Source organism: Pseudomonas sp. Tul2A7 (genome assembly GCF_054790505.1).
Genome location: NZ_CP186499.1, coordinates 5,676,912 through 5,702,569, shown reverse-complemented (window position 1 = coordinate 5,702,569; position 25,658 = coordinate 5,676,912). Strand labels below are relative to the sequence as shown.

The 25,658-nt window shown below is 59.9% G+C and carries 23 protein-coding genes and 1 pseudogene; 8 read left to right on the top strand and 16 right to left on the bottom strand.

The genetic code is table 11. From position 1 onward, the window contains the following. Positions 1-96 precede the first annotated feature (96 nt). The gene (locus ACOYXJ_RS25355; RefSeq protein ID WP_460372207.1) at positions 97-1,722 is read left to right on the top strand and encodes a methyl-accepting chemotaxis protein; all 1,626 of its coding nucleotides are present in this window, start codon (positions 97-99) and stop codon (positions 1,720-1,722) included. Positions 1,723-1,763: 41 nt separating this feature from the next. After that, complete coding sequence (locus ACOYXJ_RS25350; RefSeq protein ID WP_460372205.1) at positions 1,764-2,951, top strand: pyridoxal phosphate-dependent aminotransferase; 1,188 nt, start codon at positions 1,764-1,766, stop codon at positions 2,949-2,951. Between the two features lie 127 nt (positions 2,952-3,078). On the opposite strand, the gene ACOYXJ_RS25345 is transcribed toward ACOYXJ_RS25350, so the two are convergent. The 8 genes from ACOYXJ_RS25345 to ACOYXJ_RS25310 form a co-directional block, all read right to left on the bottom strand. Beyond that, a complete protein-coding gene (locus tag ACOYXJ_RS25345; RefSeq protein ID WP_460372203.1) occupies positions 3,079-4,056 on the bottom strand; it encodes a 2-hydroxyacid dehydrogenase in 978 nt (325 codons plus the stop codon). A gap of 13 nt (positions 4,057-4,069) precedes the next feature. After that, positions 4,070-5,368, bottom strand: coding sequence for an MFS transporter (locus ACOYXJ_RS25340; RefSeq protein WP_095120916.1), 1,299 nt, complete (start codon positions 5,366-5,368; stop codon positions 4,070-4,072). An 81-nt stretch (positions 5,369-5,449) separates the two neighbouring features. Further along, positions 5,450-6,448, bottom strand: coding sequence for a sugar kinase (locus tag ACOYXJ_RS25335; RefSeq protein ID WP_460372201.1), 999 nt, complete (start codon positions 6,446-6,448; stop codon positions 5,450-5,452). Beyond that, positions 6,441-7,223: a sugar phosphate isomerase/epimerase family protein gene (locus tag ACOYXJ_RS25330; RefSeq protein WP_460372199.1), complete on the bottom strand. Its 783-nt coding sequence runs from the start codon at positions 7,221-7,223 to the stop codon at positions 6,441-6,443. Before ACOYXJ_RS25330 ends, ACOYXJ_RS25335 begins: the two co-directional genes overlap by 8 nt. A gap of 174 nt (positions 7,224-7,397) precedes the next feature. Beyond that, positions 7,398-8,426 (bottom strand): LacI family DNA-binding transcriptional regulator, encoded by a 1,029-nt coding sequence (locus ACOYXJ_RS25325; RefSeq protein ID WP_460372197.1) that lies wholly within the window; start codon positions 8,424-8,426, stop codon positions 7,398-7,400. Between the two features lie 141 nt (positions 8,427-8,567). Beyond that, positions 8,568-9,209, bottom strand: coding sequence for a DUF1345 domain-containing protein (locus ACOYXJ_RS25320; protein WP_007912177.1), 642 nt, complete (start codon positions 9,207-9,209; stop codon positions 8,568-8,570). A gap of 141 nt (positions 9,210-9,350) precedes the next feature. Next, positions 9,351-12,449: an efflux RND transporter permease subunit gene (locus tag ACOYXJ_RS25315; RefSeq protein WP_150793410.1), complete on the bottom strand. Its 3,099-nt coding sequence runs from the start codon at positions 12,447-12,449 to the stop codon at positions 9,351-9,353. A gap of 15 nt (positions 12,450-12,464) precedes the next feature. Further along, positions 12,465-13,622, bottom strand: coding sequence for an efflux RND transporter periplasmic adaptor subunit (locus ACOYXJ_RS25310; RefSeq protein WP_460372194.1), 1,158 nt, complete (start codon positions 13,620-13,622; stop codon positions 12,465-12,467). Between the two features lie 276 nt (positions 13,623-13,898). On the opposite strand from ACOYXJ_RS25310, the gene ACOYXJ_RS25305 reads away from it, so the two are divergent. Both ACOYXJ_RS25305 and ACOYXJ_RS25300 read left to right on the top strand, forming a co-directional pair. After that, a complete protein-coding gene (locus tag ACOYXJ_RS25305) occupies positions 13,899-14,600 on the top strand; it encodes a response regulator (RefSeq protein ID WP_016984459.1) in 702 nt (233 codons plus the stop codon). A 4-nt stretch (positions 14,601-14,604) separates the two neighbouring features. Continuing rightward, positions 14,605-15,906: an ATP-binding protein gene (locus ACOYXJ_RS25300; protein WP_150793408.1), complete on the top strand. Its 1,302-nt coding sequence runs from the start codon at positions 14,605-14,607 to the stop codon at positions 15,904-15,906. Positions 15,907-16,034: 128 nt separating this feature from the next. Here the strand turns inward: ACOYXJ_RS25300 and pncA are convergent, their stop codons facing one another. After that, the gene (gene pncA, locus ACOYXJ_RS25295) at positions 16,035-16,661 is read right to left on the bottom strand and encodes a bifunctional nicotinamidase/pyrazinamidase (RefSeq protein ID WP_460372192.1); all 627 of its coding nucleotides are present in this window, start codon (positions 16,659-16,661) and stop codon (positions 16,035-16,037) included. Between the two features lie 298 nt (positions 16,662-16,959). On the opposite strand from pncA, the gene ACOYXJ_RS25290 reads away from it, so the two are divergent. After that, complete coding sequence (locus tag ACOYXJ_RS25290; protein ID WP_460372190.1) at positions 16,960-19,227, top strand: hypothetical protein; 2,268 nt, start codon at positions 16,960-16,962, stop codon at positions 19,225-19,227. A gap of 45 nt (positions 19,228-19,272) precedes the next feature. Here ACOYXJ_RS25290 and ACOYXJ_RS25285 read toward each other — a convergent pair whose 3' ends face one another. The 3 genes from ACOYXJ_RS25285 to ACOYXJ_RS25275 all read right to left on the bottom strand — a co-directional run bounded on the left by ACOYXJ_RS25285 (position 19,273) and on the right by ACOYXJ_RS25275 (position 21,110). Next, complete coding sequence (locus ACOYXJ_RS25285; protein ID WP_460372188.1) at positions 19,273-20,031, bottom strand: anti-sigma factor; 759 nt, start codon at positions 20,029-20,031, stop codon at positions 19,273-19,275. Next, the gene (locus ACOYXJ_RS25280) at positions 20,028-20,513 is read right to left on the bottom strand and encodes an RNA polymerase sigma factor (RefSeq protein WP_460373039.1); all 486 of its coding nucleotides are present in this window, start codon (positions 20,511-20,513) and stop codon (positions 20,028-20,030) included. Before ACOYXJ_RS25280 ends, ACOYXJ_RS25285 begins: the two co-directional genes overlap by 4 nt. A 63-nt stretch (positions 20,514-20,576) precedes the next feature. After that, positions 20,577-21,110 (bottom strand): tetratricopeptide repeat protein, encoded by a 534-nt coding sequence (locus tag ACOYXJ_RS25275; RefSeq protein WP_460372186.1) that lies wholly within the window; start codon positions 21,108-21,110, stop codon positions 20,577-20,579. Between the two features lie 159 nt (positions 21,111-21,269). On the opposite strand from ACOYXJ_RS25275, the gene ACOYXJ_RS25270 reads away from it, so the two are divergent. Further along, entirely contained in the window at positions 21,270-22,043 is a 774-nt protein-coding gene (locus tag ACOYXJ_RS25270) for a methyltransferase domain-containing protein (protein WP_460372184.1), read from the top strand. A gap of 120 nt (positions 22,044-22,163) precedes the next feature. On the opposite strand, the gene ACOYXJ_RS25265 is transcribed toward ACOYXJ_RS25270, so the two are convergent. Then, a complete protein-coding gene (locus tag ACOYXJ_RS25265) occupies positions 22,164-22,502 on the bottom strand; it encodes a DUF2834 domain-containing protein (RefSeq protein ID WP_150793402.1) in 339 nt (112 codons plus the stop codon). A 249-nt stretch (positions 22,503-22,751) separates the two neighbouring features. Here ACOYXJ_RS25265 and ilvA point away from each other — a divergent pair. Continuing rightward, positions 22,752-23,741 (top strand): annotated as a pseudogene (gene ilvA / locus ACOYXJ_RS25260) (threonine ammonia-lyase, biosynthetic); the annotation flags it as partial. A gap of 30 nt (positions 23,742-23,771) precedes the next feature. On the opposite strand, the gene ACOYXJ_RS25255 reads toward ilvA, so the two are convergent. Beyond that, positions 23,772-24,077: an NIPSNAP family protein gene (locus ACOYXJ_RS25255; protein WP_102901851.1), complete on the bottom strand. Its 306-nt coding sequence runs from the start codon at positions 24,075-24,077 to the stop codon at positions 23,772-23,774. Between the two features lie 21 nt (positions 24,078-24,098). Next, positions 24,099-24,584, bottom strand: coding sequence for a serine protease inhibitor ecotin (gene eco, locus ACOYXJ_RS25250; RefSeq protein ID WP_150730142.1), 486 nt, complete (start codon positions 24,582-24,584; stop codon positions 24,099-24,101). A 367-nt stretch (positions 24,585-24,951) separates the two neighbouring features. Here eco and ACOYXJ_RS25245 point away from each other — a divergent pair, with 367 nt between their 5' ends. Next, a complete protein-coding gene (locus ACOYXJ_RS25245; protein ID WP_007912157.1) occupies positions 24,952-25,221 on the top strand; it encodes a DUF1652 domain-containing protein in 270 nt (89 codons plus the stop codon). Here the strand turns inward: ACOYXJ_RS25245 and ACOYXJ_RS25240 are convergent. Then, positions 25,218-25,616, bottom strand: coding sequence for a hypothetical protein (locus ACOYXJ_RS25240; protein WP_095126326.1), 399 nt, complete (start codon positions 25,614-25,616; stop codon positions 25,218-25,220). The two genes, ACOYXJ_RS25245 and ACOYXJ_RS25240, sit on opposite strands and share 4 nt — an antisense overlap. Positions 25,617-25,658: the final 42 nt, after the last annotated feature.

The window sequence follows — 25,658 nt, the reverse complement described above, 5'->3', positions numbered from 1 at the left end:
AACTACCTAAAACAGTGACGCCGGACTGAGCCCGCCCCCCTCGGGCCAGTGATGACGCATGGACGCTCGTAGTTTCTATCTTTCGAGAGCTCAACTATGTCCCTGCGTAACCTGAATATCGCGCCCCGTGCCTTCCTCGGTTTTGCCTTTATCGCCTTGCTGGTGATCGTGCTCGGCGTGTTCGCCGTCAACCGTATGTCGATCATCCGGCAGGCGTCCGTCGAGATGGATTCGACGCAACTTCCCAGCGTGACGCAACTTGCCGTAGTGACAGAAAACGTCCTGCGTCTGCGGATTCTGTCGTTCCGCGTGCTGGTCAATCGCGAAGCGGCCGGGTTGCAGGAAGCGCAGACCCGCATCGGCGTTCTGGTCGACAAGGTTCGCGCCGCCCAGGCCCGTTACGCCGCACTGCCGGCAAGTCCGGAAGAACGGGCGTTGTACCAGACCTTCGCGACCACGCTGGACAACTACCTGCAAGCGCAGAACCAGATGATGGAGCTGTCGCGCCAGGACAAACTCGACGAGATGCGCAGCCTGATCAACACGCGGATCAAGGACGGTACCGACCAGATGGGCGAGCAGCTCAATAAACTGATCGTCATGAATGCTTCCGACGCGAAAACCGCTTCGATTCAGGCCGGCCAATATTATGACAGCGCCATCACCGGCATCATTATCGTCGCTGTTTTCGCAGCCTTTGCCACGGTGCTACTGGCCTGGTTGCTGACCCGCAGCATCGTCACGCCGCTGAACCGTGCCGTGCAGGCAGCGCAAACCATTGCTGACGGTAACCTCACCAAAGTCATCGAAGTCGATGGCAAGGATGAAGCTACGCAGTTGCTGCAGGCGCTCGCCACCATGCAAACCAACTTGCGCAAAACCATCGAGCAGATCGCCGGTTCCGCCACGCAGCTGGGCGCTGCTGCCGAAGAACTCAGCGCGGTGACCGAAGAAGCCTCCCGTGGCTTGCAGCAGCAGAACAACGAAATCGAACAAGCCGCCACCGCCGTCAACGAGATGACCGCCGCCGTCGAGGAAGTGGCGCGCAACGCCGTGTCGACCTCGGAAGCCTCGAACCAGTCGACCCATGCCGCCCGTGAAGGTCGCGACCAAGTGGTGAAAACCGTCGACGCGATCCAGACCATGACCCACGACGTGCAGAACACCGCGCAGATGATCGAAGGCCTCGCCGCGCAGGGCCGCGACATCGGCAAGGTGCTCGACGTAATCCGTGCCATCGCCGAACAGACCAACCTGCTGGCGCTCAACGCCGCGATCGAAGCAGCGCGTGCCGGTGAGGCCGGGCGTGGTTTTGCGGTCGTGGCGGACGAAGTTCGGGCATTGGCCCATCGCACCGCGCAGTCGACTCAGGAAATCGAAAAAATGGTCGCCGGCATTCAGAACGGCACCGGCGAAGCGGTTTCGTCGATGCAGCAAAGCAACCAGCGCACCCAGTCCACCCTGGAAATGGCCCGCGCGGCCGGTGTTGCGCTGGAGCAGATCACCCAGTCGATCCACCAGATCAACGAGCGCAACCTGGTCATCGCCAGTGCTTCGGAAGAGCAGGCGCAAGTCTCGCGCGAGGTCGACCGCAACCTGGTCAATATCCGCGATCTGGCTACGCAATCGGCCGCCGGGGCCAATCAGACCAGCGCCGCGACCCACGAATTGTCGCGTCTGGCGGTGGATTTGAACGCCATGGTGGCGCGTTTCGTGATTTGAGATACGGTGAAGGCTGGAGACCGCGCAATCAGGAGACGTACATGCGCTATTCAGCCTTGACCCAACGAATCGCCGGAGAAGGAGCCGCCGCCTGGCAGATTCACGACCGAGCGCTGGAGTTGCGCGCCGAGGGTGTCGATATCCTGCTGCTGAGCATCGGCGATCCGGATTTCGACACACCGCTGCCGATTGTCCACGGCGCGATCGACAGCTTGCTGGCCGGCGATACCCATTATTCCGAAGTACGTGGCCGTTTGGCGCTGCGCAAGCTGATTGCCGACCGCCATCGTCAGCGCAGCGGGCACGCGGTGGATGCTGACCACGTGATCGTCATGCCCGGCGCGCAATGCGCGGTGTATTCGGTGGCGCAATGTGTGCTGGATCCGGGTGATGAAGTGATCGTCGCCGAACCGATGTATGTCACCTACGAAGGCGTGTTTGGCGCGTGCGGCGCGACGGTGGTGCCGGTGCCGGTGCGTCCGGAAAACGGTTTTCGTGTCGACCCGGTCGATGTCGCTGCGCGCATCACGCCGAAAACCCGCGCCATGCTGTTGAACAGTCCGAACAATCCGTCTGGCGCGAGCCTGCCACTGCTGATCTGGCAGGAATTGGCGGCGCTGTGCATCCGCCATGACTTGTGGCTGATCAGTGACGAGGTTTACAGCGAGCTGCTGTATGAAGGTCAGCACGTCAGCCCGGCGAGTTTGCCGGGCATGGCCGAACGCACGGCGACCATCAACAGCCTGTCGAAATCCCACGCCATGACCGGCTGGCGCATCGGCTGGATGATCGGGCCGAAATCGTTGGCCGAGCATTTGGTCAATCTGTCGCTGAGCATGTTGTTCGGGTTGCCGGATTTTGTGCAGAAAGCCGCGGAGATTGCGTTGGAAAGCGATTTGCCGGAGGTGACGCAGATGCGCGAGGAGTATCGCCTGCGTCGCGATTTGGTCTGCGAGCGTTTGCAGGGTTGCCCGGGGCTGTATCCGATCCGCCCCGATGGCGGCATGTTCGTGATGGTCGATGTGCGCCAGACCGGGCTCGGTGCCCAGGCGTTTGCCGAGCAGCTGCTCGAGGGTTATGGCGTGTCGGTGCTGGCCGGCGAGGCGTTCGGGCCGAGTGCGGCGGGGCATATTCGCATCGGGCTGGTGCTGGATCGGGTGAAACTGGCGGATGCCTGTGCGCGGATTGCGTTGTGTGCGGCGCAGCTTTTACAGGCGCGCATTGCCTGATGGTTTTGTGTTGCCTGTCCCGGCCTCTTCGCGAGCAGGCTCGCTCCCACATTGGTTTTGTGAACACTGAAGATCCAGTGTGGGAGCGAGCCTGCTCGCGAAGGCGGCATTACAGTCACCGATTAATTCAGCCCTGCCAAACCGATGGATTCACCAGATTCGCCGGTTTCTCCCCACCCAACGCCGCCAACAGATTCTCCACCGCACACCGCGCCATCGCCTCACGCGTCTCATGCGTCGCCGAGCCCATGTGCGGTGTCGCCACCACATTGTTCAGCTGCAACAGCGGCGAATCATGATTCAACGGTTCACGCTCAAACACATCCAGCCCCGCCGCACGAATCCGCTGATGACGCAGCGCATCGATCATCGCGGCCTCATCGACCACCTTGCCCCGCGAGATATTGATGAAGATGCTTTCCGGGCGCATCAGCGCGAACTGCTCGGCGCCGATCAAGCCTTCGGTCTGCGCCGTCAGCGGCAAGGTCAGGCAAATGAAATCGGCCTGCTTGAGCAAGTCTTCAAGGCTTCGATACTGCGCATCAAAACGCGCCTCGACCGCCGGCTTACGCGACTGGCTGTGATAGATCACCGGCATTCCAAACCCGAAATGCCCGCGCTGCGCCAATGCTTCGCCGATGCGGCCCATGCCGATGATGCCCAGCGTCTTGCCATGGACATCGGTGCCGAAATGCGCGGGACCGATATTGCGGCTCCATTGCCCGCTGCGCACCATGTTCGCCAGTTCGACCACACGCCGGGCGGCGGCGAGGATCAAGGCGAAACCGGTGTCGGCGGTGGTTTCGGTGAGCACGTCCGGGGTGTTGCTGAGCAGGATCTTGCGTTGGCTCAGGTAATCGATGTCGTAGTTGTCGACACCTACCGAAACGCTAGCGATAGCTTCGAGTTGCGGCGCCAGATCAAGCAACACGGCATCGAGCTTCAGGCTAGCGCCGAGCAAACCATGGGCACGGGGCAGGGCGTCGCGCAGTTGCATAAGGCCGTCGGCGTTGAGGCTATTGATCAGCGTGACTTCGCACTGTTCCTGCAGACGCGCCATTAGCGCGGGCGACAGTTTCTTGTACAACACGACCTGTTTTTTCATGGCAAAAGTCTCTTCAGGAATGCGCTGGCACGGCACGCGTGGCAACGGCTTTGGCGACGACGCGATCACTGGCGCCGGGCTTGAGAAAAATCGTCAGCACCACCGACAGCAGCAACGCGCCGCTCATCAACAGATACGAAGCGCCGGGCGAGCCGGTGGAGCTGTTCAGGTAACCGACCAGATACGAGCCGCCGAACGAACCGAGTGCGCCCATGCTGTTGATCAGCGCCATCGCGCCACCGGCCACGTTGGCCGGGAGAATCTCCGGGACGATGGCAAAGAACGGTCCGTAAGGCGCATACATGCAGGCGCCGGCAATCACCAGCAACGTGTACGACCACCAGAAATGTTCAGCGCCCAATGCGTAGGAGCCGTAAAACGCGATGGACGCGATCAGCAGCGGCGGCCAGACAAAGCGTTTGCGCTTCTGCAACTTGTCCGAACCCCACGACACCACGAGCATGCCGATCACCGCCGCCAGATACGGCAGCGCCGACAGCCAGCCGGCTTCGATCATGTCCATTTGCGCGCCGGCCTTGAGGATCGACGGCAACCACAGCACGAAGCCGTAAACGCCGATGCTCCAGCAGAAAAACTGCAGCGCCAGAATGATCACCTTCGGCGAACGGAACGCCTCGGCGTAGTTCTTCACCGCTTTGATGCCGACCTGTTCGGCGGCGAGTGCGCTTTCCAGATCCTGCTTTTCCTGGTCGTTGAGCCACTTGGCCTCGGACGGGCGATCATCGGCCAGACGCCACCAGATAAATGCCCACAGCACCGCCGGCAGACCTTCGATGATGAACATCCAGCGCCAGCTGAAATGCTGCACCAGATAGCCCGAAACCACTGACATCCACAGCATGGTCACCGGGTTGCCGAGGATCAGAAAAGTGTTGGCCCGCGAGCGTTCGGCGCGGGTGAACCAATGACACAGATAGACCAGCATCGCCGGCATCACCGCCGCTTCGACCACGCCGAGCATGAAACGGATGACGATCAGCCAATAGGCGTTGGAGACCACACCGGTCAATGTTGCGAGGCCGCCCCAGAGAATCAGGCTGACGAAAATCAGCTTCTTCACGCTGTGTTTTTGCGCGTAGATCGCACCGGGTACCTGGAAGAAAAAGTAACCGAGGAAGAACAGTGCACCGAGCAGTGATGACAGGCCCGGGGTGATCATCAGGTCTTCGGCCATGCCCGATGCAGCGGCGAAACCGTAGTTGGCGCGATCCAGATACGCCAGGCTGTAGGTGATGAACACGATGGGCATGATGTACCACCAGCGGCGGGTGGCGAGGGTTGCGGTTTTCATGGGTCTTGCTCCTGAGCTTGTTGTTTTTGTCGCAGCAGGTTCAAACAACTTCTCGTTCCCACGCTCTGCGTGGGAACGCCTCTAAGGACGCTCCGCGTCCTCTGTGACGCGGAGCGTCACGGTATGCATTCCCACGCTGGAGCGTGGGAACGATCGATCAAGTTCTGCCCGTGTCGGCAACCCCTCCATATCCCCGCGACTCTGCACCGCGCGACTGCCAATCCAGTTCGCGCGCTGCACCGCTTCGGCAAAACTCTGCTGTTCCAGCAGGGCACTGATCATCCCCACCGCAAAACCATCACCGGCACCGACCGTGTCGACGACATTGGCCACCGGCACACCAGCGACAAACCCCTGATCCAGCTGCGTGCGGTAATACGCGCCTTCCGGCCCGAGTTTGATCGCCACCGCTTCCGCACCTTGATCGAGATAAAACGCGGCAATATCTGCCGGATCGTCAAAACCAGTCAGCAAGCGACCTTCGCTCAACCCCGGCAACACCCAATGGGCGAGGGCGGCGAGGCGATTGATCGCGCTGATCATTTCGCGCTCGCTGGCCCACAGGCTCGGGCGCAGATTGGGGTCGAAGGACACGCTGCGCCCGGCGTTGCGCATGCGTGTCATCAGTTCAAAAGACATCTCCCGCGCCGAAGCCGAGAGCGCCGGAGGAATGCCGGTGGCGTGCAGATGGCGGGCGCTCAGCAGATTGGTCGTAATCGACTGCGGCGACAAATGACTGGCCGCCGAACCGCGCCGGAAATACTCGACTTGCGGATCGCTGCCATCGTCATTGCGCGATTTGAACTGGAAACCGGTCGGGTGCTGTTTATCGACATCGACGTGGCTGCAATCCAGACCTTCCTTGATCAAGGTCTGCACCACAAAGCGCCCGAGCGAATCATTGCCGACCCGGCTCAGCCACGCGACGTTGAAACCCAGCCGCGATAGCCCGATCGCGACATTACTGTCCGCTCCGGCAATACGTTTGTGGAAGTGCTCGACCGCCGCCAGATCACCGGTCTGCTCGGCGACCAGCATCGCCATGGTTTCGCCGAACGAAAGAATATCGATCTCAGACATGAGCAGGCTCCAGGCGGGATTGGCCGAGGCGGGCGAGGGCGGCCACGTGCTCGGTGGTCAGTTGCACCAGATCTTCGCCCTGCAATGGGTATTCGGCGGCGCGCATAACGCCTTGGGCCATGTGTCGCAACAGTTGTTCCCACAGATGCAGGTCACTGACCGCCGGCGGCACCGCCACCAGTTTGCCGTCGGGGCGACGGGCCACGGCTTTGCAATGCACGTAACCGACGTGCCGGCCCAACAGGCGCGCCGCGTTGGTGGCGGACTGGTCCTGCCACTGCCAGTTACCAATGTCGAAGGTCATCTTGATCGGCAAGCTGTGCTGCTCGACGGCGGCGAAGAAGAGCTGAAACGGCTCGATGCGCCCGCCATGTAAAGTCTGGTCGTTTTCCACCAGCAACTGCACCGGGCTGAGTTTCAAGCGTTCGCCCAGGGCTTGCAGATCATTGTTATCGGTGAAGTAGCCGAGAGAAACCTTCAACCATTTCGAACCGAACGCTTCGGCCTGTTGCAGCGCGGTGATCAGCTCGGGATTGGGGCGTGACTGGCCGGCCAGCCAGAGTTCGGTGGGCGAGGAATAGATGCTTTGCAGACCCTGCGCCAGCGTGGCCTGAGCCAGTTGCGCAGGGTCTTCACGCGTCAGCAGCTCTTCGCGCCACTCAATGCGATTGGCCCCGGCCGCAGCCAGAACATCGATGAAAGCATCCTGCCCGCGCTGGCGCACAAGCTCGGCGCCGTAGCTGGACAGACTGATGGAAACGGCGGGTTTATTCATTGTTATTGACCTCTGAAACCGGTTTCATTTTTGTTCAAAAAAATATCAGGTGTTTCTGTGTTGTCCTTTAGGGCCTCATCGCTGGCAAGCCAGCTCCCACTGTGTTCGGGTCGTACACAAGGCTTGGTACACCTCTAAACCTGTGGGAGCTGGCTTGCCAGCGATAGCGTCAGCTCAAACACCGCCAACCTCACGGGTCGATCCACGCTCAACCAGCACCGGCGCAAAATCCACCACCCGCGCTACCTCATCATCCCCACGCAAGCGCTTGAGCAGACACTCAAACGCCCGCGCACCAATCTCTGCCGTCGGCTGAGCCAGCGCGGTAATCCCGCTGCCCACCAACGGATACCAATCCAGATCATCCAGGGCAATCAGCCCGACGTCCTCGAACAATCGGCAACCCATTTGGCGTAACGCAGTCGTCGCAGCCAGCGCCGCTACGCCATTGGCGCAAAACAGCGCTTTCGGACCATTACCGGGTGTGTTTAAAAAGGTTTGAAGTTGCGCGTTCAGATCGTCGCCGGTTTCCAGCACCGCCCCGGTCAACCCCGAGCGCTGCGCAATCTGCGCCTGAAAACTGCTGACCCGTTCGATTCGCGAACTGGTGCCGTCGTACGGTTCGGTCACCAACAGCAGATCACCATAACCGCGCTGCTCAAGGTGCGTAACGGCCATCTGCACCGCTTGCGGGTTATTCAACCCGACCATGTCGCTGTCCAGCCCGTCGACCTTGCGATCCACCAGCACCAGCGGCATCTCGCGGCGCAACTCATGCAGTTCATCACGGTGATGGCCCAGCGTGTTCACGATCAGCCCCTCGATGTTGTACGAGCGCAACAGCGCCAAGTGCTGGCGTTCCTGCTCGTCATCGCGGTCGGTGTTGCACACCACCAGGCTGTAGCCGTGCGCACGGCAGGCGGTTTCCACCCCGTGCATCACGGCAATCGAATAAGGGTTGCGGATATCGGCGACCAGCATACCGATCAGGCGGGTGCGCCCGCGTTTCAGGCCGCGAGCCATCTGGTTGGGGCGATAGCCGAGTTCCGCGATGGCCTGCTCGATGCGCAGGGCAATGGTATCGGAGAGCAGGGCGCGGTCATCGCCGATAAAGCGCGAAACGCTGGCCTTGGACACCCCGGCGCGTTCGGCGACATCAAGCATGGTCACGCGGCTGCGCTGGGCGGCGGAGAAGTCGTTCACGGTCTGAAACCTTGTTATTGGATTTATAGGCTCAACGTCTGAATGCAGCGCTGAAACCGGTTTCAGGAAACACCAAAAACAAATCTTCCGTCAAGTGAATGATCACCAATGATCTCTGTGCCGCCGACGGGCGGGGTCGCGTCAGCCGAACAAACCCGCGGCGATATTGATCGAAAATCCCAGAATCGCGGTGTTGAACACGAATCCGATCAACGATTGTGCCAATACGATTTTGCGGATATCGCGGGTGGCCACGCCGACATCTGCAGTCTGTACGGCCACGCCGATGGTGAAGGAGAAGTACAAGAAGTCCCAATAGTTGGGGGTCGTCAGCCCCTCCGCGAAGCGCAACGCCGGCTCTTTGCCATTCCAGGTGTAATACAACCTGGCGTAGTGCACGCAGAAAATCACCCCGATCAGCAGCCACGAGCCGATCACCGTCAGCGCGGTGAAACCGTAGTGCAGCAGTTTGCGCGTGGTTTCCAGGTCCTTGCTGCCAGCCAGCTCGAAGGTGATGGTCGCCAAACTCGCCAGCGCGGCGATGCACACCACGAACAGCACCAGCCCGGCATTTTCGTCTTCGACTTCAGCGATGCGTTTGACGTCCGGAGCCTTGGCGCGCACGGTCAGCCAGAACATCAGGATCAGGTAAGTCCAGACGCCAGCGTTCCAGCCGATGAGGATTTTGCTGACGATGGAATCGGCGGGGACCAGGAGACCGGTGGCAAGGCCGAGGAGGGCGGCGGCAGACAGGCGAGGGTGGGTGCGGGCGAGGAAGCGCATGGGGACTCACGTTGATGAACTGTCTCTGCACCATAGCGTACGCCACCGGGCTTTTGTAGGAGCTGCCGCAGGCTGCGATCTTTTGATCTTCTGAAAGCAAAGTCAAAAGATCGCAGCCTTCGGCAGCTCCTACAATTTGGATCAGTGGGGTTTGGTGAATCGTTGTACGAGCTTCATGACGACCACGAAGAAGACAGGTACGAAGATGACTGCCAGCGTTGCGGTAATCATCCCGCCGATCACGCCAGTACCGATCGCCTGCTGACTCGCCGAGCTTGCGCCAGTGGCAATCGCAAGCGGCACAACGCCAAGAATGAACGCCAGCGAGGTCATTACAATCGGCCGCAAGCGCAAACGAGCAGCCTGCAACGTTGCATCGATCAGGTCGTGACCTTCGTCATACAGGCTCTTGGCGAACTCGATGATCAGGATCGCGTTCTTCGCCGACAAACCGATGATGGTAATCAGACCAACCTTGAAGAACACATCGTTGGGCATGCCGCGCAATGTCACCGCCAACACCGCGCCGAGCACGCCCAGCGGCACCACCAGCAACACCGAGGTCGGAATCGACCAACTCTCGTACAGCGCCGCCAGACACAGGAACACCACCAATAGCGACAAACCGAGCAGGATCGGTGCCTGGTTGCCGGACAAGCGTTCCTGCAACGACAGACCGGTCCATTCCTGGCCCAGACCTTTCGGCCCCTGCGCCACCAGACGTTCGATTTCCGCCATGGCTTCACCGGTACTGTGCCCCGGTGATGGTTCGCCGGAAATCGCGATCGCCGGATAGCCGTTGTAACGGGTCAACTGCGCCGGGCCTTGAATCCAGTTGGCCTGGACGAACGCCGACAGCGGCACCATGTGCCCGGCGTTGTTGCGCACATGCATTTTCAGCAGATCGGCGACCTGGCTGCGTTGATCGCCTTCGGCTTGCACGACAACACGCTGCATGCGCCCCTGATTGGGGAAATCGTTGATGTAGCTGGAACCGACGGCAGTGGACAGCACGTTGCCAATGTCGGCAAACGACACGCCCAAGGCGTTCGCCTGTTTACGATCCACAACCAATTGCACTTGCGGCGCTTCGGCCAGCGCGCTTTCACGCACATTCATCAACACCGGACTTTTTTCCGCCGCCGCGAGCAATTCGGTGCGCGCCTGCATCAAGGTCGCATGGCCGAGGCCACCGCGATCCTGCAAACGGAACTCGAAACCGCTCGACGTGCCGAGGCCATCCACGGGCGGTGGCAGTACCGAGAACGCCATGGCGTCCTTTATCTCACTCAGGGCGATGTTGGCGCGATCGGCAATCGAGCTGGCGGAGTCATCACTGCCACGCTGCGACCAGTCCTTCAGTGTCGAGAACGTCAGCGCCGCGTTCTGGCCGCTACCGGAGAAGCTGAAACCGAGAATTACCACCGTGTCACTGATCCCCGGCTCGCCGGCGTTATGCGCCTCAAGCTGTTCAGCCACGGCCACCGTACGATTCTTGGTCGCACCGGGCGGCAGTTGAATATCCGTGATGGTGTAACCCTGATCTTCCACCGGCAGGAACGAGGAGGGCAGACGCGCGAAGCTCAGCCCCAGTCCAACCAGCAACACAGCGTAAATCAGCAGGTAACGGCCGCTACGTTTCAGCGCATAGCCGACCCAGCCCTGATAACGATCGGTCAGGTGCTCGAAGCGGCGGTTGAACCAGCCGAAGAACCCGGACTTCTCGTGATGCTCACCTTTGGCGATAGGCTTGAGCAGCGTCGCGCACAATGCCGGTGTCAGGGTCAGCGCGAGGAACGCCGAGAACAGAATCGACGTCGCCATCGACAGCGAGAACTGCTGGTAAATCACCCCGACCGAACCTTGCATGAACGCCATCGGAATAAACACGGCGACCAGCACCAGCGTGATGCCGATGATCGCGCCGGTGATCTGCGTCATGGCCTTGCGTGTGGCTTCCTTGGGCGACAGACCCTCGGTAGCCATGATCCGCTCGACGTTCTCGACCACGACAATCGCGTCGTCGACCAGAATGCCGATGGCCAGCACCATGCCGAACATGGTCAGCACGTTGATCGAGAAACCCAGCGCGAGCATGGTTGCGAATGTGCCCATCAAAGCCACCGGCACCACCAGCGTCGGGATCAGCGTGTAGCGCACGTTCTGCAGGAACAGGAACATCACCGCGAACACCAGCAACATCGCCTCGCCCAGGGTGTAAATCACTTTGGTGATCGAGACTTTGACGAACGGCGAAGTGTCGTACGGGATCTTGTATTCCACGCCCGCCGGGAAGTAGCGCGACAGCTCATCCATCTTCGCCCGCACCAGCGTCGCGGTGTTCAGCGCGTTGGCGCCCGGCGACAACTGCACGCCGACGGCGGTGGACGGCTTACCGTTTAGGCGCGTACCGAACTGGTATTCCTGACTGCCAATCTCGACCCGCGCCACATCACCGATGCGCACGGTAGATCCGTCGCGATTGGCTTTGAGGACAATGTCGGCAAACTCTTGCGGCGTCGATAACTGGCCTTTCACCAGAATGGTCGCGGTGATTTCCTGGCTCGACGGATTGGGCAGATCACCGATGCTGCCGGCAGACACCTGAGCGTTCTGCGCGATGATGGCTTCATTGACGTCAGCCGGTGTCAGGTTGAACGCGATCAGCTTCTGCGGATCGATCCAGATGCGCATGGCCCGCTCGGCGCCATACAACTGCGCCTTGCCGACACCGTCCAGACGCTTGATCTCGTTCATCACATTACGCGCCAGATAATCACTGAGCGCTACGTCATCGAGCTTGCCGTCGCTGGACGTCAGGGTGATCAGCAAGAGGAAGCCGGACGAGACTTTTTCGACCTGCAAACCTTGCTGATTGACCGCTTGCGGCAGGCGCGACTCGACCACCTTGAGGCGGTTTTGCACGTCGACCTGTGCCAGTTCCGGGTTGGTGCCCGGCTGGAACGTGGCTTTGATCGTCGCGCTGCCGAGGCTGCTCTGCGATTCGAAGTACAGCAGGTGATCGGCGCCGTTGAGCTCTTCCTCGATCAGGCTGACCACGCTTTCATCGACGGTCTGCGCCGAGGCGCCCGGGTACACAGCGTAGATTTCGATCTGCGGCGGGGCGACGTCGGGGTATTGCGCCACCGGCAACTGCGGGATGGCCAGCGCACCGGCCAACAGGATGAACAACGCGACGACCCAGGCAAACACCGGGCGATCGATAAAGAACTGCGGCATAGAAAAGCGTCCTGCTTACTGACCAGAGGTCTGGGCAAGTGGAAGAGGGGTGTCGTCGATCTGCACGGTTTCGCCGGGGCGGGCGTGTTGCAGGCCTTCGATGACGATGCGGTCGCCGGGCTTGAGGCCGCCGGTGACGATCCAGCGATTGTTCTGCACTGCGCCGAGTTGTACCGGTTGCTCGGCGACGCGCATTTGCTCATCGACGGTCAAAACCTGGGCAATGCCGGCGCTGTCACGCTGCACGGCACGTTGCGGTACGGTGATGCCGTTCTGGATGGTTGCCTGCTCCAGACGCACGCGGATGAAACTGCCTGGCAGCAAGTCGAGATCCGGGTTGGGAAATTCGCTGCGCAGGATGATCTGGCCGGTGCCCGGGTCGACGGTGATGTCGCTGAACAGCAGCTTGCCCGGCAGCGGGTACAGGCTGCCGTCATCCTGAATCAGCGTGGCTTTGACCTGATCCTGACCGACTTCCTGCAACTGCCCGGAGCGAAACGCACGGCGCAATTCGTTGAGTTCACGGGTCGACTGGGTGAGGTCGGCGTGGATCGGGTTGAGCTGCTGAATCAGTGCCAGCGGCGTGGTTTCGTTTTGCCCGACCAGGGCGCCTTCGGTCACCAGCGCGCGGCCAACACGCCCGGAAATCGGTGCAGTGACGGTGGCATAACCGAGGTTCAGTTTTGCGCGCTCGACGGCAGCCTTGTTGGCCGCAACGTCAGCGGCAGTCTGTCGGGCATTGGCGCGGGCGTTGTCGTAGTCCTGGCCGCTAATGGCCTGGTCATCGATCAACTGGGCATAGCGCTGCTCTTGCAGTTTTGCCTGGAACGCATTGGCTTCAGCCTTGCGCAGCGCGGCTTCGGCGCTGTCGAGGTCCGCCTTGAACGGCGCCGGGTCGATGCGGAACAGCACGTCGCCCTTTTTCACGTCGCTGCCTTCGCGGAAGGTGCGCTGCAAGACCACGCCGGCCACCCGTGCCCTCACTTCGGCGATGCGTGGCGCAGCGATGCGGCCGCTGAGTTCGCTGCTGATCGTCAGGGGATGCGCTTTGATCGTCTCGATGCGCACCGTGGCCGGTGGCGTCTGATCCTCTGCCTTCGAGGACGAATCACAGGCGCTCAGCGTCAGCGCCATCGCGATCAGGCCGAGCCCGGCCAGCAGTTTGTTCGACATGTACAACCCCCAATATTGATGTCCGCATCCTACGGGCAGACGCCGAGATTAGCGGTGAAGCTTTGTAGGCGCTGTGTGAAATTGTGTAAGGGTTTTGCTCAGGGATGGGCGAGGGCGTATATCCTTCAGGTCTTGAATTCTTTTGTGACGGTTAAACCGCTTTCGCGAGCAAGCTCGCTCCCACACGGGTTTTGTGAACAGTGCAAAACCACTGTGGGAGCGAGCTTGCTCGCGAAAGCGGTCTGACATCCACCACAGCAATATCTGGATCACCCCATGCCCAACATCCTCCTGGTCGAAGACGACACCGCCCTCGCCGAACTGATTTCCAGCTACCTGGAACGCAACGGTTATTCCGTCAGCGTGATCGGCCGTGGCGACCATGTGCGCGAGCGGGCGCGAGTCAACCCGCCGGATCTGGTGATTCTCGACTTGATGCTGCCAGGGCTTGATGGTCTGCAAGTCTGTCGTTTACTGCGCGCCGATTCGGCAACATTGCCAATCCTGATGCTCACCGCCCGCGACGATAGCCACGATCAAGTGCTGGGTCTGGAAATGGGCGCCGACGATTACGTCACCAAACCTTGCGAGCCTCGGGTCTTGCTCGCGCGAGTGCGCACCTTGCTGCGCCGCAGCAGCCTCGGTGAACCGTTGACCGTCAACGACCGCATCGTCATGGGTAATCTGTGCATCGACCTGTCCGAACGCACCGTCACCTGGCGCGATCAACCGGTCGAGTTGTCCAGTGGCGAATACAACTTGCTCGTGGTGCTGGCGCGACACGCCGGTGAAGTGTTGAGCCGCGACCAGATTCTGCAACGCCTGCGCGGTATCGAGTTCAACGGCACCGACCGCTCGGTGGACGTGGCGATTTCCAAGCTGCGTCGCAAGTTCGATGACCACGCTGGCGAGGCACGCAAGATCAAAACCGTGTGGGGCAAGGGCTATCTGTTCAGCCGTTCCGAGTGGGAATGCTGAGCTGATGTTTCGCATCCTGTTTCGCCTGTATCTGGTGACGATCGTCTCCTACAGTGCGGCGATCTATCTGGTGCCGGATCTGGTGGTCATGGCGTTCCGCGAGCGCTTCGTCACTTACAACCTGGACTATTCGCGCGGACTGCAATCGCTGATCACCCGGCAGTTTCACGCGGTGCCGCAAGCGCAGTGGCCGGCGCTGGCGGCGTCGATGGACAAGGATTTCCAGCCGCTGCACATCGTTCTCGCGCGGATCGACGATGCCCAGTTCACCGCGATCGAGCAGGAGCGCCTACGGCGGGGTGAAAACGTCGTGCGCATTGGCGATTGGGGCTGGCGCACGCTGGCGGTGACGCCGCTGGACGACATCTCGGCGGTGCAAATGGTCGTGCCGCCGGACCCGATGGACGTCAATCTGTTGTACTGGAGCATCAACGTATTGGTCGGCGCCACGCTGCTCGCCTGCCTGCTGATGTGGCTGCGCCCGCACTGGCGCGATCTGGAACGGCTCAAAGGTACCGCCGAACGCTTCGGCAAGGGCCATTTGAGCGAACGCACGGAAATTGCCCCGAGTTCCAACATCGGCAGCCTTGCCAACGTCTTCGACACCATGGCCGGCGATATCGAAAATCTGCTCAATCAGCAACGTGACTTGCTCAATGCGGTCTCCCACGAACTGCGCACACCGTTGACGCGGCTGGATTTCGGTCTGGCGCTGGCGCTCTCGGACGATTTGCCGGCTGCCAGTCGCGAGCGCTTGCTGGGATTGGTCGCGCATATCCGCGAACTCGATGAGTTGGTGTTGGAGCTGTTGTCATACAGTCGCTTGCAGAATCCGGCGCAAACGCCGGAGCAGGTCGAGGTGTCGCTGGATGAGTTCATCGACAGCATTCTGGGCAGTGTCGATGAAGAGCTTGAGTCGCCGGAGATCGTCATCGACGTGTTGCTGCACGGCCAGCTCGAACGCTTCTCGCTCGATCCACGCCTGACCGCGCGGGCGATTCAGAATCTGCTGCGCAACGCCATGCGCTATTGCGAGAAGCGCATTCAGATTGGCGTGCAGGTCAATGCCGAGGGCTGTGAGATCTGGGTCGATGATGACGGCATCGGGATTCCCGATGACGAGCGTGAGCGGATTTTCGAGCCTTTCTATCGACTGGATCGCAGCCGGGATCGGGCTACGGGTGGGTTTGGTCTTGGTCTGGCAATCAGCCGTCGTGCATTGGAGGCGCAGGGTGGGACGTTGACGGTTGAGTCTTCGCCGTTGGGTGGCGCGCGGTTTCGGCTGTGGTTGCCCACTAACGCCTGAACTTCATGCCCCTGAAAAGATACCTGTGGGAGCGAGCCTGCTCGCGAAGGCGGTATGTCAGCCAAATATGCGTTGACTGACCCGACGCCTTCGCGAGCAGGCTCGCTCCCAAATGGGGATTGCGTTGTTCAGACCAGCTCTGTGGATTGAATCAACCCGACCCCGGCACTTTGCATACGCTCAATCGCTGCCGTCAGTGATCCGTTCAGATCGATCGCCCGGCACGCATCCAGCACCACATAAGCATTGAATCCCGCCGCCCGTGCATCCAGCGCTGAATACATCACGCAGAAATCCAGTGCCAGCCCCACCATGTAGACCGTATCGATCCCGCGCTCTTTCAGGTAGCCGGCCAGCCCCGTGGTGGTTTGGCGATCGGCCTCCACAAAGGCCGAGTAGCTGTCGATATCAGGATTGCAGCCCTTGCGAATGATCAACTGGGCATGAGGCAAGTCGAGTTCCCGGTGAAACTCGGCCCCCGCTGTCGATTGCACACAATGGTCGGGCCAGAGTGTCTGCTCGCCGTAAGGCAATTGAATGACATCGTAGGGCTGGTGACCGGGATGACTGGAGGCGAATGAGGCATGGCCGGTTGGGTGCCAATCCTGTGCAACGACGACCTGGGTGAACTGGCGGGCGAGCCGGTTGATCAGCGGCACGATCAGGTCACCTTCCGGTACCGCTAATTGGCCGCCGGGGGTGAAGTCGTTTTGAACGTCGATCACCAGTAAGGCAGTGCGAGACGAAATCGCCATCGGGGGAGTACTCCTGGAATATGACTTTCTTCGGTGTGGAAGTAACGTTTCTCTTGGCACAAAACGACTGCTCAACGAATTCAGGCGTGGCATAAGCCGCTTTACGATTGCTGCGAATGGCGCCGGCTTTCGTTCGCCTTTTGCGATCACTCCGACCAATGGTAGCGTTTTTACCGGTTTTACAGGGTTCACCTGTCAGATCTGACAGTAGGCAACCGCGGGCGATGGGTGTTTCATGCGCAGGACAAGAACCCCTGCTTCCGATCGTATCGGACCCTGTTCCCAAAGGATGACCACTATGGACGTCAAGACCCTTGAAAAACCGCGAATTGCCGGCATGAGTCAGCCGGTCCCCGGGCCAGAAAATGCAGATGCAGGGCTGCCTCTGGCACTGACTTATCTGTACCCGGAAGGGGTGAAGGTGTTCATCGAACCCGCCACTACCGCGCAGGACAATGACGTCTATGCCGTGCGTTTGAACGGAGAACGGGTTGCGGAGAAAACCATCGCCACCGGCGAGGCGACTCAACGGGTAATCGTCTATGTGGCTGCGGACAAATGGAAGAGTCCGCTGAATGTTCTTGATTACGGGATAGAGCGAGATGGCGTGGAGCTCGAAGCTTCGGCGCCGCTGACGGTTATTTATCACGACAAGCGTCCGGGTAACGTGGACCGTTTTCCTGAGGAGGAAGGCCATTCCGAACTGGTGTTTGAAGTGGCTCCGGATGCGCTGGATGAAGGTGTAGACGCCGAGCGTGCGCGTACAGGCGTAAGCATCAGCGTTACCTACCCGATAATGAGAGCGTTCGACACCATCGTGGTGTATTGCAATGGTAAAACCTTCAGTCATGTGGTCAGTGAGGAAGCGGCGGATCAGCAGCGGCCCATCCAGATGACCATCGATGAGGCGACCTTTCGCGCGGCCGGGGACAGTGCGCACTTTGAAGTGCGTTACACGGTATTTGATCGTGTGGGTAACAGTCCGGATGTCAACAGTCCGAACTCGGCCAGCCAGTATCTGTACGTCAACCTGAATGGCACCTGGTATGACCCGCCGATCCTCAGCGAGAACCCCGATGATCCTGACGATGATGCCAGCAGCGTCGAACTGGAAAAACTGGCTGGCGAACCGGCAATTGCACAAATCTATGTATCGCGCAGTTGGCTCAGAGACGATGAAATCCGTTTGACGGGGCGCTTCTATGCTAAGGACGGAGCGTTACTGGAACATTTGACGCTGACCGAAAAAGTGAAGAATGCACCGTTTTCCTACTCGATCCCTGTGCCTTACGCTGCGTTTGCTGCCGCCGCGAAGGGACATGCAGTGTTTTCGTATCAGCGCGTCAGCCAGGGGGTCGAACTCGACCGCTCCTATGTCCTGAAAACCAGTATCACCGGCGAGCCCGCTGCGACCCTTTTACCACCTGCACTGGTGGGCTCCGGTTACCTGATCGATCCTCTGGATTTGCCCAACGGTGTGACAGCCCGAGTCGAATACCTGGAGGATCAACCCGGGGACAAAGCGCGGCTGTTGGTCCAAGGCATAACCGGGCCGGGCTCGCCAGTCTTTGTTCCAAGCGCCTTCAACAAGAACCACCGGGCCAACTTTCTGATCGAGTCTTCAGTGCTGGCGGCCAGTCATGGCAAGACAATCCAGCTGTCATGGGAGTTGCTGCGAGGTGCGGCCCCTCAACCCTCCGCGCACCGTGACGTGGTGATCAAGCGGATCGAGGATCGGGATCGACGGCTGCCCACACCCGATATCCCTCAGGCCAGCAACGGGATACTTGATCTGGGTGATTTTACCGGTGGTGCGCAGGCGCAATGTGCGGTGTGGCCATTGATGGCGGAGGGGCAATTGCGTTGGTTTCGTTTGCACGGCACAGATATCAACGGTGACAGTTACACGATTGTCCTCGCCGAGGCTGCTCCAGTGACAGCGCCGGAGAAAGACAGCGGGCTGGATAATGCGTTGCCTCGCAGCGAACTCCAGAAGCTCAAACCGGGTACGTCCGTGCGCATGGAGTTGAAAGTCGCCTATGACGGGCTCAATGACGAAACCACGGCAGTGGTGTTCAATTCGCCGACATTCACCGTGCTGAATTCTCCCGCGACGTTAATGGAAGACTTCACCGGCGTGCCGAATCAGACGGCACGACAAGGCGCAATCATGGATACGCCCACTATGCAGATCACGTTCAAATCCGGTGACGGCGAATGCGCGATCATGCCTCGTTCCGACATCGGTCAATCCTTTCCCGGTCGAATCGATGGTCAGGTACTGAGCATCGGCCGCGACGCCTTTGGCGAGGCCGCGCAGGTAGTGGAAATAAAACTGAAGAATGCCTGCTCGCGAATCAGTTTTTTTCATTTAAGCGTTAACTATGAGGACAGCACCGTGGCTTACTACACCAGCAACGGGGAGCTCTTGGGGCGTCAGGCGTTAGGTTCGTCCTACGGCACACCGGTCAATGTTGCCTTTGATGCACCGGGGATCGCACGACTTGAGTTCCATAGTCCGAGACCTGACTGGTTTTCCATTGACTCCTTTAAAGTGGATGCCTAGTGCCGTCAGACCAGTTCCGCCAACTTGAACATGCCAGTCAAGGCCCTAGCCGATGGATCGCGATTTCAACAGCGTTGCGCTCTGCTCAAGTGCAGCCGCCGGAACGTGTCCGATCAACATCCAGGCATGTTCATGCTCTGTCCAGAACACTACGTTCATCTCGTGTCGACGTTCATGCTCAAGCGCTCGGCTACCCTGGTTCGAGCGCGTGACGCATAACGCCAGAGGCCCATGCCTGGCATCGAGGTACATGATCTGTGCGATCGGCACACCGTCGTATTCGAGCACTTGTGCGCGTTTGAATTCGGCACCCGGCAGTTTCAACGTGGCGGGTGAGAGATTCAGGCCCAGACGCGCATCAACCGTGCGCAGTTGCGCGCGTTGGGAGGCTTCGTCGGTGGGCAGGTGATCAAGCGTTTGCGGCACATACAGCGCCATGTAATCGCCCACCAATGCGCGCCAGTTGTTCGATTGCGCGGCGTGCCAGCCGAGGAATAACCGGTCGGCCAACACGCCTCCGGCCAACAGCGCAGCGGCCGCGCCACCGATAAACCAGCGGCGACTCAGCCCAGGCTTTTCTGGCGAAGGAATGGCATCCAGCCGCGCTTGCAGTCGATCCAGCGGCGCCTGTTGCGCCAGCTCGTCATAGGCGTTCTTGTACGGCAGATTGCTGCGGCTGAGCCATTGCACGCGCAGACTGAGCAACGAGTCTTCGGCAATGGCATTGTCCAGTTGGTTGCGATAGTCGCCGTCCAGTTCGCCGTCGAGGTAGGCGACCAGTTGTTCATCCGAAGGTGTGTTCATGAGCGGTCTCCTTCGGTGGATTTCGGCACAGCCTGCAACGGCGGGTATTCGGCGAGTTTCAGGCGGGCGGTGGCCAGACGGCTCATCACAGTGCCGATCGGCACTTGCAGGATCTCCGCGACTTCGCGGTAGGACAAACCTTCGACGTAGGCGAGGTAGACTGTTTCCCGTTGGATTTCAGGCAGCGCATCGACGCGGCGAATCACTTGCGCCGCCATCACGTGCGTCTGCGCCGCGTATTCACCATCGAACGCCAGTTGACCATCGGCATCGACCTGTCCCGTCCCCTGACGCACGCGACGAGCGCGCACTTCATTGAGCCAGATCGAATGCAGAATGCTCAGCAACCAGCGATCCATGCGCGTACCGGCGATGTACTGACTGGCGCGCTCCAGCGCTCGCACACACGTGGCCTGTACCAGATCCTCGGCCACGTGCCGGTTGCGCGACAGCAGCAGACCGTAGCGCCACAGTCGCGCCAGGTGCTGCCCGAGTTCTGCTCTGAATGCCTGATCGTTGAAGATGATGGCGGCCCTTATAAGTGCTCAGGTTTTCGATGAGTCGTTGATGGCCTCAGCCAGGTCCTGATATTCCTCGCACGAGGTGCCGCAAATCGATCTGATCTGCTGCAACTGCTCCTGCGCCAGGTCGACGCGGCCTTTGATCACATAAGCCTCGCCGAGGTATTCACGCACTTGCGCGTACTGCGGATCGAGCTGCACCGATTGCAGGTAATAACCGATGCCCTCGTCAGTGCGTCCCAGTTTGCGCGTGGCGTAACCGCGATAGTTAAGGGCCTTGGCGGTGTTCGGTTGCTTCAGTGTGTCGAGCAGCGCCAGGGCTTCTTCGTAGCGACCGGCCTTGGCGAGGCGATAGGCGTAATCAGTACGGTCAGCGTCCGGCAGCAGACTGCTGGTTTGCAGCACGCATTTTTGCGTTTTGCTGTCCCAGACCTGGCCTTTCGGGCATTCGGGCTTCTGCACCGGTTCTTCTTCATCACCATTGGCCAAGGCCAATTGGCTGGACATCACGGCGACGAGCAGCAACGGGGCGGCGAACATAACGGAACGGATAGTCATGGGCAAGGCTCCACAGGGGCTTATGTTTCACTTTGAACACCACAGTGTGAATTTTTATTCATTGCTTTATCAGTGACTGTTCAAGTTCAGCGTAAATTCAAGCGCTATGCTCGGGAGCGTCTGCCGTCGATCCGATGTTTTGCCGTAAGGAGAGTTGCCATGACCGATCACGTCCATCATTCAGCCGCTGCGGGCTACAAAAGCGCTGCCGACACCTACGTTAAAGGGCGGCCGGACTATCCGCCGCAGGTCAGTGAGTGGTTGACTGCGACGCTAGGCCTGGATGGGCATAAAACGGTGATCGATCTGGGCGCCGGCACCGGCAAGTTCACCGGACGTCTGGTGGCGACGGGGGCGCAAGTGATCGCCGTTGAACCGGTGGCGCAGATGCTGGAAAAACTTTCTGACGCCTGGCCCGATGTGCTGGCTGTGAGCGGTACGGCGACCGACCTGCCGTTGCCGGACGCTTCAGTGGATGTGGTGATTTGCGCGCAGGCGTTTCACTGGTTCGCCAGTATCGAGGCGCTGAGCGAAATCGCTCGAGTACTCAAGCCGGGTGGCAAGTTGGGGCTGATCTGGAACTTGCGTGATACCGCAGTCAGTTGGGTGCCGAAACTGGATGCCATCGTCAATGCGCTGGAGGGTGACGCGCCACGCTATTACACCGGCGCCTGGCGCACAGCGTTTCCGCACCCGGCATTTGAGAAATTGCAGGTTGAACAGTTTCATCATGGTCATACCGGCTCACCGGAAGATGTGATCTTCAACCGCGTGCGCTCCACCAGTTTCATCGCCGCACTGCCGGAGGCGCAGCGGGCAAAGGTCGATGAGCAGATTCGTGCGTTGATTGCCGCCGAGCCTGAACTGCGCGGCAGGGATGTGGTGACGGTGCCTTACGAAACCGCCGCGTTCGTCGCCGTAAAAAAGGGCTGAATGCCACGACATTCCAGTGTAGGAGTGAGCCTGCTCGCGATAGCGGAGTGTCAGTCACCTCATCTTTGGCTGACACTCCGCTATCGCGAGCAGGCTCACTCCTACAGGGGTTTCAGGTGTTCATAGTATCTGGCTGCACTTTGCCACCGCCTTCCGACGCTCGCGAACCCCACGCACCACCAGATACAACAACGGCCCGATCGAAACGAAAACCGCCGTCAGCAACAAATACGGCACCACCGACCAAACCGACTGTCCACGCGACCGGGCATCCTTCACCATCCACACGCCCGCCAGCGTGGCCAACAGATACAGATCAATCACCACCTGCGCGGTATCGGGCCGCGACATCAGGCTGATGCCAAAGTCGATCAACGACTGTTCAGCCTGGAGCATCACCGAAATGGTGTAACCGCTAAACGCGAGCAAAGCCGTGAGGGGCAGGGCGATCGACATCATGCATTCCTTCCGTGGTGTGATGAGAGAGTCGCCAGACTAACGCCGCCGCGCAAAATTGGCCATTGACTTGCCACTGGCGCGCAGGCTAATTTCCAGCCCATGACTTCGACTGTATCGCGTTGCCAGCCAATGATTATTACCGCCATTCCTCATTTGGCGGGCTAGCTCACGACTGCAGCACCCAACCCGCCCTAAAGGCGGGTTTTTACTTTCTGTCTCCGGGGTTTAGAAAAATGTCAGGAGACGACCATGCCGCACAGCCACGATCAGCAAACCCTGCTTGAGCACTACGTGAAAAAAATCCTCGCCGCGCCGGTGTACGACCTCGCGGTGCGCACGCCTTTGCAAGCGGCGCCGGCGCTGTCGGAGGCGCTGGGCAACCGGATTCTGCTCAAGCGTGAAGACCTGCAACCGACGTTTTCCTTCAAGATCCGCGGCGCCTACAACAAACTGGTGCAACTCAGTGACGAGCAAAAGGCGCGCGGAGTAATCACCGCATCGGCCGGCAATCACGCGCAAGGCGTGGCGCTGGCAGCTCGCGAGCTAGGGATTGCGGCGACCATTGTCATGCCGGCGACAACGCCGGAACTGAAAGTGCTGGGTGTGCGCAGTCGCGGAGCTGAAGCGTTGCTGCACGGCGAGAGTTTCCCGTTTGCGCTGGCCCATGCGCTGCAATTGGCGGAACAGACCGGATGCACCTTCGTGTCTCCGTTCGATGACTCGGAAGTGATCGCCGGACAGGGCACCGTGGCGATGGAAATCCTTCGTCAGCATCAGGGCACACTGGATGCGATCTTCATCCCGGTGGGCGGCGGTGGTCTGATCGCCGGCATCGCGGCGTACGTCAAATACCTGCGCCCGGAAGTACGGATCATCGGCGTCGAATCCGAACATTCAGCGTGCCTGAAGGCTGCGCTGGAAGCCGATCAGCGTGTCGTGCTGCCCAATGTCGGCACGTTCGCCGATGGCGTGGCGGTAGCGCAGATCGGCGCGTTCGGGTTTGAGGTTTGCCGTTTTTGCGTCGACGAGGTGATCACCGTCAGCAACGACGACCTCTGCGCGGCGATCAAGAATATCTACGACGATACTCGCTCGATCACCGAACCTTCCGGCGCCTTGGCCGTGGCCGGGATCAAGCAGTACGTAGCGCGAACCGGGGTGCGCGAGCAGACATTCGTGGCGATCGACTCGGGCGCCAATATCAACTTCGACAGCCTGCGCCATGTCGCCGAGCGCGCCGCAGTCTGCAGCGTCTCGGCGTGATGAAGCTTACGGCAGCAACGGGCGCAGGAAGCTGCGCTCGTAGCTGACGATAAACTTCTTCTCGACCAGGCTGGCCACCAGTGCGGTGCTTTCCGGATCGGTCAGCGCGATGTGCCGATAGCTTTCGTAATCCGCCAGCGACGGAAAACTGAACAGGCAATAAGCGATATTGTTCGCGCCCTCGGAAGGCAGGAAGTAGCCGTGATGAGTGCCTCCCAAGCGCTCGACGATGCCGAGCCAGGCCTTGGCGTAGGCCTCGAACTCGGGTAACTGGTACGGATCGATGACATATCTGACGTGGCAAGTAATCAAGCCGCGAACTCCTTGTTCGGGTTATTCCTGCAGGGCTGTACCGACTTTGTCCGACGCCGACCAGATGCGATAGCGCACTTCGACGTCCGACGGCGCGTACACCACGACCGGCAACTTGCTGTTGTACCGCAGCATGAAGCCGTCACCGACGACCGGCACGAATGCGCGTTTCTTTTGGCTGCCGGGCGGGCAGGCCATCATCGTGCTCATCGGCCCGATGACTTTTTCCAGTCGATAGAACGGATAACCCCAACCTTCAAGATTCTTCTCATCGAGAACGCCGCCCAAACGCTGGCGATTGCAGTCCACTTCAAGGGTTTTTCCGGCGAGGATTTCTACCTGGAAGTTTTCTTCCTGCTCTTGCTTGGGCAAGTGAATGACCTGGCGGGTGAACCCGGCTTCAGCCTTCGGGTACGGCGCGACGTCTTCAAGCTTGGCGGCGTGGGCGAGGGTGGACAGGCTGGCGATGAACAGCCCGGTGGTCGCGTAAACGCGGAAAGAACCCATGGAAGCCTCCGTGCGGGTGTAGGGTGGATGACGGGCATTCTTACCGTCATGGGCCGTGATTGCAAACCAGCGTCGAGTTGCAAAATGCAGTGCCGGCAGGGGCCATTCTTGCAATTTGCAAGTAGCCAAATGCTGGCACCGCCGCCAAGTGCTTGATTTCATAAGGGTGAAAATGAACCGATGAAAGGCACGCTTTATGCGTCTTTTCAGTGCGGCGCACCGGACTTGGGCGCCTACACTCCAATGGGCATTTCGCAGTACCACCGCTTGTCGCACCAGGGAAACAGCGGGGACACACCCGTGCAGGGGCAGCAACGGTCAGCGTGAATACTTGATTGGCATCTCACAGTAAGGAGAGGGTTTCGCCATGTTTCTGTCTGCCTTGGAACTACGCAATATCATTGAAAGCAGTTTTCTGCCGAAACGCTGCCAGTGCACGCTGTCGCCGGACTTGTCGATGACCGTCAAGGTTTTCGGCGATCACCAGACCGATCAGGTCGATCTGCTGGTCAGTGGCATCGACGCTAGCCACCTCAATGGCTGTCGTGAAATCAACGAACTGATCGCCGGGCTGCGCTCGGATCTGAACCAGCAAACTGTGCAACATCACTACAGCCCACGCTCCAGAGTCGTTTAACGCACCGTTTCACCCAGTTCGACCGTCACGCGCCGGGCCTGCACAAAACCAAGGCCCAGCGCGAACTCGACCAGCACCGCGAGCAAAATCCCGGGGCCGGCATGACCGTTCAGCCATTCCGCAAAACCCAGCACCGCCAAACCAAAACAACCGACGATAAAGCCGTTGCTCAGCGCATTGCGCCCCAGCGACGGTGGTGCATTGCGCACCAGATAAAACATAACGCCCAACGCCGCAAACAGCACCGCACTGCGTCGCGCGACAAACCCCGCAGCGTCGGAATACTCAATACTCCAGATCGCCAGCAGCCTCTCCGGGAAAACGCCCCAGGCCAGCGCCAGCAAAAAACACAACGAACACGTGAAGCCCGACAACGAGCGAAACGACAACTGCATGGCGAATCCTTGCGGCAGTGAGGAGGGCTCCGAGCATAACCG